Origin of the sequence: Mucilaginibacter sp. dw_454, from assembly GCF_018449775.1 — a bacterium.
Taxonomy (GTDB): domain Bacteria; phylum Bacteroidota; class Bacteroidia; order Sphingobacteriales; family Sphingobacteriaceae; genus Mucilaginibacter.
In genome coordinates, this window is sequence record NZ_JAAVVB010000001.1 from 1,243,500 (window position 1) to 1,262,495 (window position 18,996).

The window sequence follows — 18,996 nt, forward strand, 5'->3', positions numbered from 1 at the left end:
GGAGTTGATGATTAGTTGATCTCTAACTCGTCTTTTGATGGCAGTTTCGGAATTTCTCCATTTGGACCTTGTTGATACCAGAACGCAACCGAAATAATATCAGAGTGCTGTTGTAAATATCTCCCGCCGGATTTCCAACCCAGGTCCTGGATAGTAACTTTCAAGTCTTTGTCAAAACGAATAGGGTCCTGGATGTGCCAACGATATAAGCCAAAACGCTGCCTGATATTGTAATGGCCATCGCCCCTGATTACCTGCGGTAAACCTGTGTACGCAGTAGAAAATTCGGTATAATTAACCTCCTCGTTGCTCGTTGGTAAGCGGCGACGAGTATCGAAATCGTATGATCCACAGAAATAATCCTCGGTACCTGTACCTACTATAGTCGCAAATTTAGAGTCGCCATCCAGGTAAAACTTGATCTCGCCTTCGCCCCACCAGCCGTTGTTATTGATATCAAAACCCATGTAAACGCCTACATACTGACCTTTGCCTTTTACACCATCTAAAATGGTATAAACAGAATGATCATTTGGTGTAGATTTTCTGAATTGAGCATGGAAGTAAGCTTCGTCAGCACCAACTTTAGTTAAGGTATAGTTTACAGAATAATACAGGCTCATCTCGCGGTCGTCCATATTCTGCATAGTAATTTTACATTTTTTGCGGAAAGGCATTTTCCAATAGCAGTTAAATGCGCTGCCTGGGTTTACTGTCACCGGTAACGAATTTATAGGTGCATACTGGTTCCAACCCATGCCAAAGAATGCACCAACCGGAGCTTCGACAGACGGCGTAGTTTCGTCATCCCAATAAATACGTACGATAGACAAACGCCAGTTACCGGTTGGTGTCATCCAGATATGTTGAATAGCACCCGGGCCTTCCATTTCGGCAATTGTGATGGTTTCGCCTGGTTTAATTAATATGTATGGGTTAACTTTCCATCCCTGGCCCAATTCGCGGGCTGCGCCTGACGCGTTGGCCACATTGCGTTTGCCTTTATCTTTTTCAGGGTCGGCCATGCCACCTTTACCTTTTTCGCCGGTAAAATTTTCAGGACTGATAGAGCGCGATTGTGCGTCTGATACTTTTGACAAATTGCCCAGGTTCATATCCAGGCCATTAAATTTTTCGCCTTGCTGTGCGCGGCAGTTAAACGCCACCAAAGCGGCAGCCAGGATAAAAAGTAACTTTTTCATCGTTTAAATAAGGATTATAAGATTGGTTTATAATGTTAATACAAAGAAAGAACAATGGCTGATAGAAAACTCTCCTTAAATAGCCAATTTTGATACAATATTGGCATTTGAGTTTTGTAACGTTATAAATCACCTACAAATAGTATTACTCAACATCGCCAAAAAGACAACATAATACTGGTTAATAAAGATGTACGCTTACAGATTTAATTGTATCTTCAATAATAAGAATAAGCCCTCGAGCTTTAAGTTGTATATACAAGATAATAATTTTTGTTCTATATTTATGGCGGACTTAATCTTAAATCAAGTCTGCCGGGCGGCAAGCTCTTACCAATTATCCTAAAATTAAAAAATACCAGATGAAAAACTTTAAAGCAGTTTTTGCCTGTTTATTATTGCTGAATACAGGTGTGATCGCACAGCAAAAAAAATCAAACCTGAGTTACGTCGATCCATCTATTGGCGGAGTGGGATTGATACTGGAGCCTACCAGACCTACTGTACAGTTACCTAATCAACTTATCAGGGTATTCCCGGTTAGGCATGATGCATTGGATGATCAGATCTCGTATTTTCCTTTAACCATAGCATCGCATCGCGTGGTTTCTTTATTCAGTTTTATGCCAATAAGCGGAGGCAATCCAAATGCTCTTTGGGATAAGAAGCAAGTATATAACTACGAAACACTTACACCATATTACTATAAATCAGAATTGGGAGATGAAGGCAATTTAATAGAGTTTACGCCATCTGAGAAAAGCGGCTTTTTCAAAATCTCTTTCAAAAAGAGTACAGACAATTATCTGCGCATGGGCATTTTGAATGAGGATGGACAAATTACTTTGGCCGACAGGCGCAAACTAACTGGTTCGGAAGTTTTTAGAGGGATGAAAGCTTATTTCTATGCAGAGACAGATGGCGACCTGACCGAAGCTATAAACAAAACCAAAAATGTGCTCATTAAAGTATCACAGCATGTTAGATTTAAATATGCTATTTCTTACATCAGCATCGAACAAGCCAAAGAAAACTTGCATGCCGAAATTCCCGGCTGGGATTTTAACAAGGTAAAAACTACTGCTTATAATGAGTGGAACAAAGTAATGTCTCAAATTAATGTTGAAGGTGGCACTTTAGCTCAAAAGCGCGTTTTCTATACCTCGCTTTATCGCTGTTATGAGCGGATGGTAGATATCAATGAGCACGGTAAATATTATAGCGCTTATGATCACCAGGTGCATCAAAGCAACCGGCCATTTTTTGTGGACAACTGGATCTGGGATACTTATATTGCTTTGGGTCCCCTGCATATGATACTTGACCCAGACAAAGAGCAAGACAAGATTAATTCATATATCGATATGTACCAACAAAGTGGTTGGATGCCATCGTTTGCATTAATATTTGGCGATTGGCCGGCCATGACCGGTAACCACGCCGCCTCATGGATGGCTGATGCCTGGTTTAAAGGCCTGCGTAATTTTGATTTGAAGACCGCTTATGAAAGTTTGCGTAAAAATTCGCTTGACGCTACGCTCCTGCCCTGGAATAATGGTCCGGCCACCGTACTTGATTCATTTTATAACAAACACGGCTACATGCCCGGCCTGCATTATGGCGAGCCTGAAACCGTACCACAGGTAGAGAACGTTTGGGAGAAGCGACAGGCGGTATCCGTTACTTTAGAGAATAGTTATAGCGACTGGAACATAGGTCGCCTGGCGGCTGAATTGAATAAGCCTGACGACGAAAAGCTTTTCCTATCGCGATCAAAGAACTATCAAAACGTTTTCAGGAAAGACAAAGGCTTTATGTGGGCCAAGGATAAAGATGGCAAGTGGATAGAAAATATGGACCCAAAATCTGCCGGTCGAGAGTTTTTTACCGAAAACAATGCCTATACCTATAACTGGGTGGTTAAGCACGATTTTAAAGGCTTATTTAACTTAATGGGTGGCACCAAACAAGCCGAGGCCAAACTTGACCAGCTATTCCGTGAGGATTTAGGCACAGCCAAATTCATTTTCTGGAAAACGCAGCCGGATGCTTCAGGCTTGGTTGGACAATTTGTGATGGGTAACGAGCCTAGCTTCCATATCCCCTACCTTTATAATTACATGGGTGCACCATGGAAAACCCAGAAACGCATCCGTATGTTACTGAATACCTGGTATACCGACAACCTATTTGGCATTCCCGGCGATGAAGACGGTGGCGGCATGACCTCTTTCGTGGTGTTTTCTATGATGGGCTTCTTTCCGGTTACGGCAGGTATCCCGGTTTATAATGTGGGCAGCCCTGTTTTTACTAAGGTGACCATCAACCTGCCGAATGGCAAAGTATTTACCATTAACGCGGCAAATAGTTCGGCTGATAATAAGTATATCCTAAGCGCAACACTGAATGGAGCAGTATTGAATAAGCCGTGGTTTACCCACACTGATCTGGTTAACGGCGCAACCATCAATTTCAAAATGGGCAGCCGTCCTAACAAAAGTTGGGGAGCCGCCGCTGACGACACCCCGCCAAGTGATGGTAACTCGCTTTACTTAAATAATAAATGGTAAGATGATGAAGAAGTATCTACTAGCAGCATCTGCCATTTTATTTCTGTCGATGAGCGCCATCGCGCAGCAAAAGAAAGTAAGTTCATTATCTCCTTTAGATTATGTTGATCCAACCATCGGTGGTTCGGGCATTGTATTACAGCCTACGCGGCAAACCGTGCATCTGCCTAACTCTATGCTGCGAATCTTCCCGTTCAAGCAAGATCAACTAGACGACCAGATCATGTTCTTCCCACTTTGCGTGGTGTCCCATCGTACAGAGTATGCATTTTCGTTTCTGCCTTTAAAGGGTAAACCCGATGATAGCTTTTGGAGTAAACGTTTTACCATTGCTTCAGAAAAATCAACGCCCTATTATTACCAGGCTGAAGAAGAAGATAATGGAACGGTATTAGAATTTACAACATCGGCCAAAAGCGGGTTCTTCCAAGCTACGTTTAGCGGCGATGAGAATAATTACCTGCGGATAGGCTTAAACGGTGGCTCGGGCGTGGTTGAGCAACAAGACAAAAGAGTGATTACCGGTACCGAGGACATATCTGGCTTTAAGGCTTATTTTTACGCGGAAGCCAATCAGGATATCAGCAAGATCATTTATCAGAATGATAGCGAGAAGAAACATCTGCTGGCTAAATTTGACAGCAAGGCGGTAAAGTTTAAATATGCCATTTCTTACATCAGCATTGAACATGCTAAAGCCAACCTTTACACAGAAATACCTGACTGGGATTTTAACCTTGTCAAAGAGAAAGCGAAAACTATCTGGAACCAGAAGCTCAATCAGATCAGCGTACAGGGCGGCACCACAGCGCAAAAGCGGACGTTCTACACCTCGTTTTACCGTACCTACGAACGTATGGTGGATATCAATGAATACGGACAGTACTACAGCGCGTACGACCACAAGATTCACCAAAGCAAAGAGCCGTTCTTTGTAGATAACTGGATTTGGGACATGTATATAGCCGACGAGCCGCTACATACTATTCTCGACCCTAAGAAAGAGACACAGAAGATCAACTCCTACATCACCATGTACCAACAAAGCGGCTGGATGCCGGCTTTTGCGCTGGCAACGGGCGACTGGCCTGCCATGACCGGTAACCACGCAGCCTCATGGATGGCCGATGCCTGGAGCAAAGGTTTGCGCTTTGATGTAAAGACCGCTTATGAAGGTTTGAAGAAGAACTCTTTGCAGGGCACACTGCTGCCTTGGAGAAATGGCCCGGCAACCGCTATTGATTCGTTTTATAATACCCATGGCTACCTCTACTCCACGCATCCCGAAGAGCGCGGCAGCAAAGACGGCGTAGATATGGATAAATGGTGGGAGGGCCGTGGCAATGAGGGCGTCTCAATAACTTTAGAATGGAGTATATGTGATTGGGAGATAGCGCAACTGGCTACGCCGGCTGGTTACCCGCAGGATAAAGCTTTGTTTTTGAAACGTGCCGGCAATTATGCCAATGTTTATAATGCAAAAGAGGGGTTCGTTTGGCCAAAGGATAAAGAAGGTAACTGGATCTATCCGTACAACACCAAACTACTGGGTCGCGAGTATGTAACCGAAAACAACTCATACACCTATAACTGGACACCTAAGCATGATCTGAAAGGTTTGTTTGAAAAGATGGGTGGGCGCCCTAAAGCGGAAGCCAAACTCGATCAGCTTTTTAGAGAAGATCTCAGCTTGCCTAAGTTCCTGTTCTGGCTGAATCAGCCGGATGCTTCTGGCTTGGTGGGGCAGTTTGTGATGGGTAACGAGCCGAGCTATCATATCCCCTACCTGTACAACTACCTTGGCGCTCCCTGGAAAACGCAGAAACGCATCCGTATGTTAATGGATACCTGGTACCCGGATAACGTATTCGGCATTCCCGGTGATGAGGATGGCGGCGGCACTACATCCCTTGTTGTTTTGTCTATGATGGGATTCTTCCCGGTTACACCAGGCATCCCGGTCTATAATATCGGCAGCCCTAGCTTTAATCAAACAAGCATCAAGCTGCCTTCAGGGAAAACATTTACTATTAAAGCCGTTAACAATTCTAAAACCAACGTGTACATCCAAAAAGCCACATTAAATGGAAAGATACTGGATAAACCCTGGTTTAAACATACTGACCTGTTAAACGGCGGCACCTTGGTTCTGCAAATGGGTGATCGCCCTAACAAGGCCTGGGGTGCCAGGGTTCAGGATGCGCCTCCGTCGGCTATTGATGTTGATCCGTCCAATTATAAATAGCATATGCAAAAAGAGACGCAAAATATTGCGTCTCTACATACGGTTCTGGGGTGTTCCTCACCTCGTCATCGTGAGCTAGGTACGAGCGTGACGATCTCTGGCAAAGCGATTATTGTCGCTTTTAAAGAGATTGCCACGCTACGCTCGCAATGACGTAACGGAGTAAAAAGACCCAATTACCTTATTTATTAATTTTCTTAATACCCGCTGCATACTGTATCCCACCCAGAATATGCTTCAAATACAGTGGATCAGCATATGATTCGTCGGTATGGCCCAGTTCGGTGTAGAAAGCCCGGCCGCCATCATAAGTATGGTACCATGCCATCGGGTGATCGCCCATTTGCAGATTAGGTTGTTGATAACTGCTTTCGTCAATCTTTAATATTACATGCAAATCAGTAGCCATCCATTTAAACGAATACCACTCGTCTTTGCGTTTCCATTCTTTTGGTAAAAAACTGGTAGCAATGGTTGAAGCATCAACCACATCTATAACAGCATCCTGTTGTGCAGGATGCCCCTTAAAGTAAGCGCCAGACATATTTCCATACCATTGCCAGTCGTAACAGCAATCAGTAGCAGCATGAATGCCCATGTAGCCCCCACCCTGCTCCATATATTTCATGAGGGCAGTTTTTTGGTCTTCGGTAAATAACTGGTTACTCAAACCTGTGGTGCTCAGGAAAACAATAGCCGAGTATTGCTTCAGGTTATCTAAAGTGAACTTTGAGGCATCGGTGGTGGTATCCATATCGAAATTATTTTCGGCACCTAACTTTATAATCGCGGTATTGCCCACAGCTATAGATGAATGGTGAAAACCCTTTGTTTTACTAAACACCAGGATCTTTGGTTTAGGTTTGGCTAACGCGGTGGTGGTATTCAGCAAAATGCAAATAGCCAACAGGCCAATCGCATTAAAAACACTTTTAAAATTCATTGATCTTACTTTCATATTTATAGATTTTAATTGGTGTCAAATTGAGGAGTTTTAAAAACCAGAGGCTTTTCCTTGCGCAACATCTTCGAGGCTTCGCCGGTTAGCTTCAAATATAGGTCAGATGGCTTACCATCTAAATTTACAAATTGAGTTTGAGAACCTGGCGCTGTTACCGGCGGATTATCGGTTACCTTAAATATAGCAGTTCCCTCGTTAACTTCATCAAACATAGCCACGTAGATCATTTGCGCGCCCGCTTTCATTGCGGTAGATAACATCTGCCAATAAAAGCGTCCGCCCTCGCGGGGAATGGAACCTACGGGTTTAACATCATCAGGAAATTCGCGTCGGCTTAAATTATGCCAGCTAAAGCCAGGATAAACACAAGGCACATATTCAACATTATTTTCGCGGCACCATTTCATATCATCAATTATGTCGTCGCGATAGCGATCCATATCGTTATGCAACAGCGGCGAATAACGTTGCACGCTCCATGGCAGCACAATATCGCATTGCTTAATAATATCATGCAGGTATGGGTCAGGTAAACAATCGGCACGCAAGGTGCGCCATGAATTAGGTACGCCCAACATCACGGCACAGCCGCCATAAACCGGATCATTTTTCAGGAAATCAATTAGGCGTTCTAAACCAATGTTACGCGTGTTATAGGGACGATCAGGAAATCCAACACCCCAAATAGCAATCACAGGTTTGCCATTTTCGTGCAGGTAAGTTTTTGCACCTTCCTGGTTAGTTACTTTTAATTCATCAACCAGGTATTTCCAATCTTCAATAATAGCCGAGCAATCTTCGCCCGATGCTGCCAATCCAGACAGATCGTACATCACAGCTATGGCGCGTTTGTATTTTGATGCGGCCTCGAATGCGTTACGAATTACCACCGTACCATTTGGCGTATGATTTTCTTTTTTAGCATTGCCAAAAAAACGCTGCACAAATACACCATCTACACCATATTGCTGCATCCATTTAAAATGCAGATCGACAGTACTTTTATCTGCTGAGCTGAAAAATTTGGCAGCTTGTCCGTTAGCTAATTTAAACGGTGTATCGTAGGTCTTTTCATACTCGGTTACATCAGGCCACATGTCTATGCCCGAATTGCCGTCAGTACCATAAACATAGTTTTTTTGATTACTGCCATCACCGGCGGCCCTGAACCATCCCTGGTAGCCCGCCATGATTAAACCTTTATAAGAAGGGTATAAGGTCGTTTTACTGTGTTTGTTTTGGCCATAGCTATTTACAGCAGCAAGTACTAACAAGCACAATGCGAGTAATTTACATTTCATTTCGGTTTATTTGGTAATCGATTGCACAAATCAAAGCAAATAAACCTTTGTTACCAAAAAAATATCAATAAAGATACAATATGCTATTGTCGAAGTAGCTTATCGGCGCAAAGCGCTATCTACAGAATCAACAAAACTGATGAGCTTGCCTTTATTACTTTCAAAAATAAAGTCCCTCATGCTTTTGCTCTCCAGGTTATCGAAGTCGCCCACAATCGCTAGTCTGACACGTCTGTTTGAAAATTTTTGAAGGATCTCTCCAGCCATGCCCGTTTTCAATTCAAAAAAATCAGGATTAAGTTGCGATGCCAGGATTATAATATAATCAAAGCCCTGGTAGTATAGATCATTGAGTAGTTGCCCTCCATCGTCGATAGTAGCAATAATAATTTCATTGGATACAACTTCAGCTACCTGAATGCCATTTTTAGTATGCGAGACAATTTCCATACCCGCTAAAGTAGTAAGTATAAATTATTTCTTTTTTTTCTAAAATGGCCTTGGGTCAAATCAGTTGCATAACATTAATAAAAAGCGGTGTTTTACTTCAAACAATTACTAACGAATTGGGGTTTACATTTTTGCTGAATAACATCTATCTTTAAGCCACTAACAATGATTGCCATTTACTATGCCTGTAAATAACGCTAACCAATCTATACCCTATTTTTTACAAGGCGGCGGCGAGATGGGAGAATTGATCCGGTCTATTGATTGGTCAACGCATCTTTTAGGACAACCCGAAAGCTGGCCCTCAGCTTTAAAATATTCGGTGAGCATGATGTTCAGCTCTGCTTTACCGGTGCTTATTTGCTGGGGGCAAGAGTATTTACAGCTTTACAATGATCAGTTTCGGCCCATCAACGGCGAAACCAAGCATCCGCAGGCTGTAGGCGAAAGTGCCAAAGTAACTTATGCAGAGATTTGGGATACCATTGGACCCATGTTTGCCGGCGTTATGGACGGGCAAACGTTTGGCTTTCCTAATTTCATGGTGCCGTTAGATAGAAATGGCCGAACCGAAGATTGTTATTTCGATTTTTCTTATAGCCCTATTAAAGACGATAATGGCGTTGTAGCCGGCATATTGGTTGTTTGCGTGGAAACCACAGCAAAAATTGGCGCTTTAAACACTTTAAGCGACGTAAACGAGGAGCTTAGAGATGCTTTGGCATTGAATGCTCAAAATCAAAATAAATTAAGAGAAACCGAAAGTAGCCTGCGTTCGGTTATTAGCCAGGCGCCTGTTGCTATGGCTATATTTCGCGGCACGGATTACGTAGTTGAAACAGTAAATAACCGGGCGCTTGAACTATGGGGCCGCAAAACTGATGAGGTAAATCAGAAGCCGATATTGGCGGCAATGCCCGAGCTAAAGGAGCAGGGAATACAAGCTTTATTAGATGATGTTTATATAAATGGCAATAGTTTTGCCGCCAGCGAACTAGCTGTTGAGCTATCGCGAAATAGTGGATTGGAAACCGTTTTCGTTAATTTTGTCTATGAGCCGCTTTATGATGCGGATGGTAATATTAATGGCGTGATAACTATTGGCTTTGACGTAACAGAGTCGGTTTTAGAGCGAAGGAAAACTGAGGATAGCGAAGCGAAACTGGACCAGGTGATAGATCTCTTACCTGCAGCCATAACTATACTGATTGGCCCTGACCTTGTTATTGAACGCACTAATCCAAGTAACCTTGCCTACTGGAAAAAAACAAAGGCACAAACTTTTGGCAAACCACTGTTAGAGGTATTGCCCGAGCTAGTCGATCAACCCTTTCCCGGGCAACTGAGGCATGTACTGGCAACCGGCGAAACCGTTGTTGTAAATGAAGGCGAAGTAAATTTGGAGCTGCCTGATGGGACGATCAGCACTACTTATGTTGACTACAGTTATCAGCCTTTAACAGACAATAAGGGGCAACGCATTGGCGTTTTGGTAATGTCTAACGACGTAACGGAAAAAGTTGTGTCACGACGCTTATTAGAAGCCAATGAAGAAGAACTGCAAGTAATTAACGAGGATCTTGCTGCGGCTAATGAAGAACTGGCTTCGACCAATGAGGAGCTTGCTGCAGCTAATGAAGAGCTTGCTTCTGTTAACGAAGAACTTGCAGCTACCAATGAAGAGTTATCAGAAACCGTGGACAAGCTATCGGTTAGTGAACAGCAAGTGCGTGCAATAGTTGAAAGCGCGCCATTTCCCATCAGCGTTTATTTGGGTAGCGAAATGAAGATCGCGTTAGCTAATCAGACCATGCTTGAGGTTTGGGGAAAGGGAGAAAATGTGATTGGCTATAGCTACATGGACTTGCTGCCTGAATTAGATACCCAGGGCATTTACGAGAAGCTGACAACTGTATATGACACCGGAAAACCATTTCATGCAAGAAACCAGCGTGTAGATCTAGTGGTGGATGGCGTTTTACAACCCGTCTATTTCAATTATAGTTTTACCCCATTGTTTGATGGCGATGGCCGGGTTTATGGTGTGATGAATACCGCTGCCGATGTTACCGACCTAAACATCGCCAAACATAAAGTTGAACAAAGCGAAGAGAACTTCCGCGATATGATAGCGCAGGCACCTGTTGCGATGTGTCTTTTAACCGGCCCAAATCATATCATTGAATTGGCGAATGATGCCATGGTTGAAATTTGGGGTAAGTCTTATGCTGATGTAATTAACAAACCCGTTTTTGATGCGTTGCCTGATGCCCGCGAACAGGGCCTGGAGCAAGTAATGAAAACCGTATATCAAACAGGTGTACCATTCATGGCGAGTGAACAACCTGTTACGCTGATGCGGTATGGTAAAGAAGATATTGTCTATCAAAACTTTGTATATCAGCCTTACATAAATAATAACGGCGCTATTTTAGGGATACTGGCTATTTCTGTAAATGTAACCGAACAGGTATTAGCACGTCAAAAAATAGAGCAAAGCGAAGCAGAGTTATTAGATATTAAAAAACGGCTGGAAGCTGAATTGGAGGTTGGCAAACAGCTACAGCAGCAAAAAGATGGTTTTATTGGGATGGCTAGTCACGAGTTAAAAACGCCGCTTACATCGCTTAGCGCCATTATACAGGTAGCGGGGCTAAAACTAAAACATAGCAACGATAGTTTTTTGAAAGATGCTATGACCAAGGCCAATACACAGGTCAAAAAAATGAATGGCCTGATCAATGGCTTTTTAAATATATCACGCCTGGAATCAGGAAAAATACTGATTGAAAAGACGGATTTTCATTTAGAGAAGTTATTAAAAGAAGTTGTTGCCGAACACGAGTTAACGGTATCCTCGCACTCGATAGAACTATTAGTTGGCAACGATGTGGTAATACATGCCGACCGCGACAAAATTGGGTCGGTAATTTCTAACCTGTTAAGTAATGCAGTTAAATACTCGCCCAGAGGTAAAGAGATATCGGTAAAATGTCTTTTATTGGGTAACCAGGTACATGTGAGCATTAAAGACCAGGGAATGGGTATTAAAGCTGATGATCTGCCGAAAGTTTTTGATCGGTATTACCGGGTAAAAACATCGCACACACAGCATATATCCGGCTTTGGGATAGGGCTTTATTTAAGCGCGGAGATCATTCACAGGCATGATGGAGAAATATGGGTTGAAAGCGAAAGTGGCAAAGGCTCAACTTTCTATTTTTCGCTACCGATAGTAAAATAATTAATGGGCATTTACTCGTTAACGACCGGCATTTACTTTCTGTAAATTTTCTTGCATTAGTTCAGACACCTCAAAAAAAGCAGATAGTTTTTCATAATCAATACCTGCCTCGGCTAAGTGGTTTATCTTTTCAATGGTATGTGTAATATGTTGCACAGAATCCCGGGCCGATGATGATAGGTAAACGTAATGCTCACGCCTGTCGGCCGGATTACGCACGGTATAAACCATGTTACGTTGCTCCAGGTAAACAATAATGTTTACTATGCGCGATTTATCTTTTTGTAAAAGACTGGCCAGCTTATTCTGCGTAAGCGGTTCGTCATGGGTAGCCAATATCAATAGCACTTCGAAATGCTGATCAAGGTCCATAGCCGATAACTCTTTGACCAAAATCTTTTTATACAGATTATTAATCTGATTTAATTTCTGCGAGATCAATTGCACATGTTTCATAAGCTATGATAAACAGGGGTTTTATTATTTACCGGCATGTTTGCTTTTAGCAGCCTCATTATCTGCTTTAGCCTGGGCTATATCATACTCTAATTCAGGGTCGATATTTTGTTCTTCAACACGTTTTGCTTTTTCCATCAATTCTTCATGATGCGCCTGCAAGTAGGCCAATTGTTTTTTACCGTACGAGAAACGGGTAAACAATACAAACAACACCGGCACAATAAAAATAGATATAGTAGACGACGCGATCATCCCACCCAAAACTGTTACCCCGATGGTATTCCGCGATTCGGCGCCCGCACCGGTTGCCAGAGCCAGTGGCAATACACCAAGTATAAATGCCATCGAGGTCATTACAATTGGCCGCAAACGCAAGCGAACAGCTTCAAGGGTTGATTTGATAAGCTCTTCTCCCCTGTCTACCCGCAGCTTGGCAAATTCCACAATCAGAATAGCATTTTTGGCAGAGAGGCCGATGAGTGTAATAAGCCCTATCTGCGCGTAAACGTTATTGGTAATGCCTGGCGCTGCCGTGAGCGCTACTATGGCGCCAAAAGCACTAATAGGCACTGCGAGCATTACAGAAAAAGGCACCGACCAACTCTCATACAATGCCGCCAGGAACAAGAACACAAATATGATGGAGAAAAGGAAAATATAAACCGTAATGGATCCTGCCTTAATTTCCTCATAACTTAGTCCCGAAAACTCATAAGTATAACCGCGCGGCAGCGTTTTAGCAGCAATTTGCTTTATAGCGTCTATAGCTTCGCCGCTGCTATAGCCCGTCGGTATGGCGCCGTCAACCTGTGCCGAACGGAACAAGTTAAAGTGCGTAATCAGTGGGGCGGCAACGGTGGGTTTATAACTAATAACAGCACTTAATGGCAACATCTCCCCTGCCGAGTTACGCACATAGTATTTATCCATATTGGATATTAATGCACGGTAAGCGGTATCGGCCTGTACCACTACGTGATAGGTACGGTTATAAAGCGTAAAGTTATTGGTAAATAAACTGCCCATGTAAGCCTGCATGGTCGAAAACACATCAGAAATATTAACACCTAATTTTTCGCACTTGGCACGGTCTACATTCAGTTCATAACTTGGGGTATGCGCAGAAAAATAGCTATAAGCAGTTGCTGTTGCCGGATTTGCCTTTAATGCCGCTACGAACTTTTTTACCGCTTTTTCAAAAGCATAAATATCATCGGTCGAGCTCCCCTCTTCAACTTGCATACTGAAACCTGCAGCCTGTCCAATACCTCTTAACGGCGGTGGCTGGGCCACAACAACGTTGGCATTTTTTATACCTGCTTTTGCAATCCGTTTTTTGATAACGTCCATGATGCCAGGCACCCGGGTTTGTGGCGTTTTACGATCATCCCATGGCGTTAGCATACAAAACATAGAGCCGTTATTTGAGTTGGCGCCACCATTCAGAATATTAAAGCCTGAAATTGCGGTGTAATGCTGTATGCCGGGTGTTGAGGCCACAATCTTCATCAGCTTACTCATTACATTAACCGATTGTATGGTTGCAGACGACTCTGGCAGCTGATAGGTTACGTACAAACGCCCGCCATCTTCTGCAGGCACAAATCCTGAAGGTTTTAATTTAAACAGGATGTAAGTACCCGCGCAGATACAAACCAATATAATAACAATGAATCTGGCCCCTTTGATACTTTTTCTTACCCCATTGGTATAGCGAGCCGTTAGTTTGTCAAACAAACCATTAAACCAGTGGAAAAACTTATCCAGCCAGTTAGATTTTTCGTTGAAAGGTTTGCTTGGGCGCAATAGCAAAGTACAAAGAGCTGGTGTTAATGACAACGCAATAAACGCCGAGAACATCACCGATATAGCTATTGTGATAGCAAACTGTTGGTACAACCGCCCCACAATCCCCGGTATAAAACCAACCGGCACAAACACCGACGCTAAAATGAGCGCAATAGCAATAACCGGTGCGGAAATCTCTTTCATAGCATGGTAAGTAGCCTCTTTGGGCGACATACCTTTATCATCAATATAATGCTGCACCGCCTCGACGACAATGATGGCATCATCAACCACAATACCTATGGCCAGCACAAAACCAAACATGGTTAGTGTGTTAATGGTAAAACCAAGCGGAATGAACAAGCAAAATGTTGCCAGAATAGATACCGGGATAGCCAGAATCGGAATAAGTGTTGAACGCCAGTTTTGCAGGAACAAAAACACAACCACAGCAACCAGACCCAACGCTTTTAACAGCGTCCCCACCACCTCGTCCATAGATACCTTGATGATAGTTACCGACTCGAACGGCACTACATAATCGACATCAGCAGGAAAGGATTTTTTTAATTGGGCCAGTGCTTTGTAAACATTGTCCGCCGTTTGCAAGGCGTTACTTCCGGGCGATTGATAGATCTGAATAGTTGAGGCACGATTGCCATCTACAAATGCATTACTTGAAAAAGTAAATTTACCTAACTCAACCCTGGCCACATCTTTTAAATGAACTATTTGCCCGGTAGCGGGGATAGTTTTGACAATAATGTCTTCATATTCCTTCGGCTTGTTTAACATACCGTTTACCAGAATACCGGTCTCAAAAGCCTGCGACGATGGTTGCGGCGGCGCACCTACGGAACCTGCAGCAACATATACGTTTTGCGAGTTAAGTGCCGTAACAACATCAGCAGGTGTTAAGCTGTACGAAGCCATCTTATCCGGATTCATCCAGACACGCATACTAAAGTTATCTGTACGTGCACTCACGTCCCCCACGCCCGGAACGCGCAAAATGGCATCCTCAATAAAGGTGCTGGTATAGTTATCTAAAAAGGTTATACCATGCGTTTTCTTTGGCGAATATATAGCCACCAACATCAACTGATCTGGGTTACTGGCACGCACTGTTAAGCCTAATTTACTCACCACAGAGGGCAATAAAGGCGAAGCAATGCCAACACGGTTTTGTACGTTTAGCGCAGCAATATGTACGTTGGTACCGATATTAAATGTCACCCGGATACTCATACCGCCACTATTGGTGCTGGTGCTTTGCATGTACTCCATACCCGGTGTACCGTTAACCTGCTCTTCAATAGGCGTAGCCACAGTTTGTTCGACAGTCTGCGCATCTGCACCGGTATATGAGCCATTTACCGATACACTTGGCGGCGATATATTAGGATACTGGTCGACAGCCAAATTAACCAGGCAAATGATACCTGATATACTAAGTACAACAGATATGACGATTGCAGTTACCGGCCGTTTTATAAATGTATTAGCGATCATATTTATTCTCCGGCTTTGCCCATTTCACGCGATTTCTTCAATTCATATTCCAACTCAGGATCTATATTCTGCGCTTCAATTTTCTTTTCTTTGTCCATCAATTGGTGATGATGTTTTTTGAGATATTCTAATTTCTCTTTTCCGTATGATAACCTGGTAATGATCACATACAATACCGGCACAATAAATATCGCCAGCGTAGAAGCGGCCAGCATACCACCCAATACGGTAAAACCTATGGTTCTACGAGCTACTGCACCGGCACCTGTTGCCAGAACCAGCGGTAACACCCCTAATATAAAAGCCAGCGAAGTCATGATGATTGGGCGCAGACGCAGACTTACCGCGTCGAGTGTAGATTTGATCAGGTCTTCACCCCGGTCTACCCGCACTTTGGCAAATTCTACAATCAAGATCGCGTTTTTAGCCGCGAGACCGATCAGTGTGATCAAACCTATCTGCGCATAAACGTTATTAGTTAAACTCGGCACACAGAATAGCGCCAATATCGCCCCGAAGGCGCCTACCGGTACAGCTAATAATACGGAGAATGGCACGGACCAACTCTCGTACAAAGCAGCCAGGAATAAAAACACAAAGGTGATGGAGAATAAGAATATGTATATCGTCGTTGATCCGGCTTTTACCTCTTCATAACTTAACCCCGAAAACTCGTAGGTATAGCCTTCAGGCAGGTTTTTGGCAGCTACCTCTTGCAGGGCTTTTAGCGCATCTGTACTGCTATAGCCTGCGGCAGACGAACCATCAATCTCGGCCGTACGGAAAATGTTAAAGTGGGATATCAGCGGCGCAGCCTCGGTTGGCGTATAACTGATGAGCGTACCCAGTGGCACCATTGTTCCGGCCTGGTTGCGCACGTAATACTTATTCATCTCGGAGATATCGGTGCGGAACGCGGTATCAGCCTGCACCACCACGTGGAAAGTACGGTTGTAGGTGGTAAAATCATTAATATATAAACTACCCATGTAAGCCTGAATGGTTGTGAATACATCGGCAACATTTACGCCCATTTTTTCGCACTTCTCCCTGTCAACATTCAAATTAAAGTTGGGCGTATGCGCGGTAAAAAAGCTAAAAGCTTTAGTGATGGCCGGATTTTTATTTGCTGCCGCGACAAACTTATTGACCACCTTTTCAAAAGCGTGAACATCATCCGTTGTGCTGCGCTGCTCAATTTGCATGCTAAAACCTACGGTTGATCCAACACCCGGTAAAGGTGATGGTTGAATCACCTCAACATCGGCATTGTTGATACCTGCGTCTTTGATCCTTTTTTGCAACACACCAATAATACCAGGCACTTGCTCGCTCGTGGTACCGCGTTCGTCCCAGGGTGCTAGCTGACAGTATATAGTACCGTTATTAGAGTTGCTGGCATTAGTTACCACATTTAAACCCGACAGCGCTGCATAGTGAGCTACCCCCGGAGTTGTAGAAACCACCTTCATTAGTTTCGCCATTACATCAACAGATGCTGCGGTTGATGAAGCCGGTGGCAACTGGAACGTTACGTATAGGTTTCCATCATCTTCTGACGGGATGAAACCAGAAGGCTTGCCCTGGAACAAAAAGTAAGTGCCAATACAAAGACAGAGCAGTAATATCACCACATATTTAGAGGCCTTAATACTTTTTCTTACGCCTTCGGTATAACGTGCCGTAATACGGTCAAACCAGGCATTAAATTTCGCAAAGCCTTTGTCCAGGAAGTTTTGTTTACGATTTGGATCTGTTGGTTTTAGGAGCAGTGTACACAAAGCCGGCGTTAATGACAGCGCAATAAACGCAGAGATCATCACCGAAATAGCAATGGTGATAGCGAACTGCTGATATAAACGCCCTACGATACCTGGAATAAAACCTACCGGCACAAACACCGCGGCCAAAATCAGCGCAATCGCAATAACAGGCGCCGAAATATCCTTCATAGCCTGATACGTAGCCTCTTTGGGCGACATGTTATCATGATCTATATAATGCTGTACCGCCTCAACCACAATAATGGCATCGTCCACCACGATACCTATCGCCAGCACAAAACCGAACATAGTTAGTGTGTTTATGGTGAAGCCTAACGGCACAAAGAAACAAAACGTACCAAAAATGGATACCGGGATAGCTAATACCGGGATCAAAGTAGATCGCCAGGTTTGCAGGAACACGAACACTACTAATGCTACCAAACCCAATGTCTTTAATAAAGTACCCACCACATCCTGCATAGAAACTTTCACTACCGTTACCGATTCAAACGGCACACTGTATTCCACGTCGGCGGGGAAGGTTTCCTTTAGCTTGGCTAATTCGTCATAAATACCTTTGGCAGTTTCCAACGCGTTACTACCCGGCGCCTGGTAAATTTGCAGGTAAGAAGCCCTGTGTCCGTCGACAAACGAATTACTGGAGAAGGTGAACTTGCCTAACTCAACCCGCGCAACGTCTTTCAGATACACTAAAGCACCGGTTGATGGGATAGTTTTAACGATGATATTTTGAAATTCAGACACTTTACTGAGCCTGCCGTTCACCAATATACCCAACTCATAAGTTTGGCTGCTGGCTTGTGGCGGCACACCTGCCGTACCTGCGGCTACCTGGACGTTTTGTGCATTCAAAGCCGCAATAACATCCGATGGTGTTAAACTGTAAGAGGCCATTTTTTGTGGGTCCATCCAGATCCGCATACTAAAATCATCAGTAAATCGATTGATGCTGCCAACCCCGGGTACCCTTAATAAAGCATCCTGAATAAATATATTAGTGTAGTTATCTAAAAACGTAATATTATGCGTGCTTTTTGGTGCATAAATAGCCACCATCATGAGCATGCTGGGGTTTACGGCACGTACTGTTAAACCCAACCGGCTTACTACTGCCGGTAATAAAGGGGTGGCGATACTCACCCGGTTCTGCACGTCAAGCGCGGCAACGTCAATGTCGGTACCTATTTTAAAGGTAACGTTCATGCTCATCAAGCCGTTATTGGTGCTATTGCTTTGCATGTATTCCATGCCCGGCGTACCGTTAACCTGTTCTTCTATGGGCGTAGCTACGGTTTGCTCAACGGTTTGGGCGTCGGCGCCGGTAAACTGGCCATTAACCTGTACAACAGGTGGCGTTATATCCGGATATTGATCTATAGGTAAAAGCAGTATACACACCGTACCGGTTATAACCAATACAATAGATATTACAATGGCGGTTATGGGCCGTTTTATAAAGGTATTAGCAATCATACAT

Annotated in this window: 10 protein-coding genes; 3 read left to right on the forward strand and 7 right to left on the reverse strand. The window is 43.7% G+C overall.

Annotation, left to right across the window (positions count from 1 at the left end; all coding sequences use genetic code 11):
* Positions 1-11: 11 nt before the first annotated feature.
* On the reverse strand, positions 12-1,202 hold the full coding sequence (locus HB679_RS05605) for a glycoside hydrolase family 172 protein (RefSeq protein WP_214070947.1): 1,191 nt from the start codon (positions 1,200-1,202) through the stop codon (positions 12-14).
* Between the two features lie 362 nt (positions 1,203-1,564).
* Between HB679_RS05605 and HB679_RS05610 the strand changes: the two genes are divergently transcribed.
* Positions 1,565-3,772: a GH92 family glycosyl hydrolase gene (locus HB679_RS05610; protein ID WP_214070948.1), complete on the forward strand. Its 2,208-nt coding sequence runs from the start codon at positions 1,565-1,567 to the stop codon at positions 3,770-3,772.
* A gap of 4 nt (positions 3,773-3,776) precedes the next feature.
* Positions 3,777-6,017: a GH92 family glycosyl hydrolase gene (locus HB679_RS05615; protein WP_214070949.1), complete on the forward strand. Its 2,241-nt coding sequence runs from the start codon at positions 3,777-3,779 to the stop codon at positions 6,015-6,017.
* Positions 6,018-6,198: 181 nt separating this feature from the next.
* Here the strand turns inward: HB679_RS05615 and HB679_RS05620 are convergent, their stop codons facing one another.
* From HB679_RS05620 to HB679_RS05630, 3 genes are all read right to left on the reverse strand, one after another.
* Positions 6,199-6,975: a ThuA domain-containing protein gene (locus HB679_RS05620; protein ID WP_214070950.1), complete on the reverse strand. Its 777-nt coding sequence runs from the start codon at positions 6,973-6,975 to the stop codon at positions 6,199-6,201.
* Between the two features lie 11 nt (positions 6,976-6,986).
* Entirely contained in the window at positions 6,987-8,279 is a 1,293-nt protein-coding gene (locus HB679_RS05625; protein WP_214070951.1) for a glycoside hydrolase family 71/99-like protein, read from the reverse strand.
* A gap of 99 nt (positions 8,280-8,378) precedes the next feature.
* On the reverse strand, positions 8,379-8,729 hold the full coding sequence (locus tag HB679_RS05630; RefSeq protein WP_214070952.1) for a DUF4180 domain-containing protein: 351 nt from the start codon (positions 8,727-8,729) through the stop codon (positions 8,379-8,381).
* A 181-nt stretch (positions 8,730-8,910) separates the two neighbouring features.
* Between HB679_RS05630 and HB679_RS05635 the strand changes: the two genes are divergently transcribed.
* Entirely contained in the window at positions 8,911-11,973 is a 3,063-nt protein-coding gene (locus HB679_RS05635; RefSeq protein WP_214070953.1) for a PAS domain-containing protein, read from the forward strand.
* Between the two features lie 18 nt (positions 11,974-11,991).
* Here HB679_RS05635 and HB679_RS05640 read toward each other — a convergent pair whose 3' ends face one another.
* From HB679_RS05640 to HB679_RS05650, 3 genes are read right to left on the reverse strand one after another with little or no spacing between them, the layout of a single operon-like run.
* The gene (locus HB679_RS05640) at positions 11,992-12,429 is read right to left on the reverse strand and encodes a MarR family transcriptional regulator (RefSeq protein WP_214070954.1); all 438 of its coding nucleotides are present in this window, start codon (positions 12,427-12,429) and stop codon (positions 11,992-11,994) included.
* Between the two features lie 24 nt (positions 12,430-12,453).
* Positions 12,454-15,732 (reverse strand): efflux RND transporter permease subunit, encoded by a 3,279-nt coding sequence (locus HB679_RS05645; protein WP_214070955.1) that lies wholly within the window; start codon positions 15,730-15,732, stop codon positions 12,454-12,456.
* A gap of 2 nt (positions 15,733-15,734) precedes the next feature.
* Positions 15,735-18,992, reverse strand: coding sequence for an efflux RND transporter permease subunit (locus HB679_RS05650; RefSeq protein ID WP_214070956.1), 3,258 nt, complete (start codon positions 18,990-18,992; stop codon positions 15,735-15,737).
* Positions 18,993-18,996: the final 4 nt, after the last annotated feature.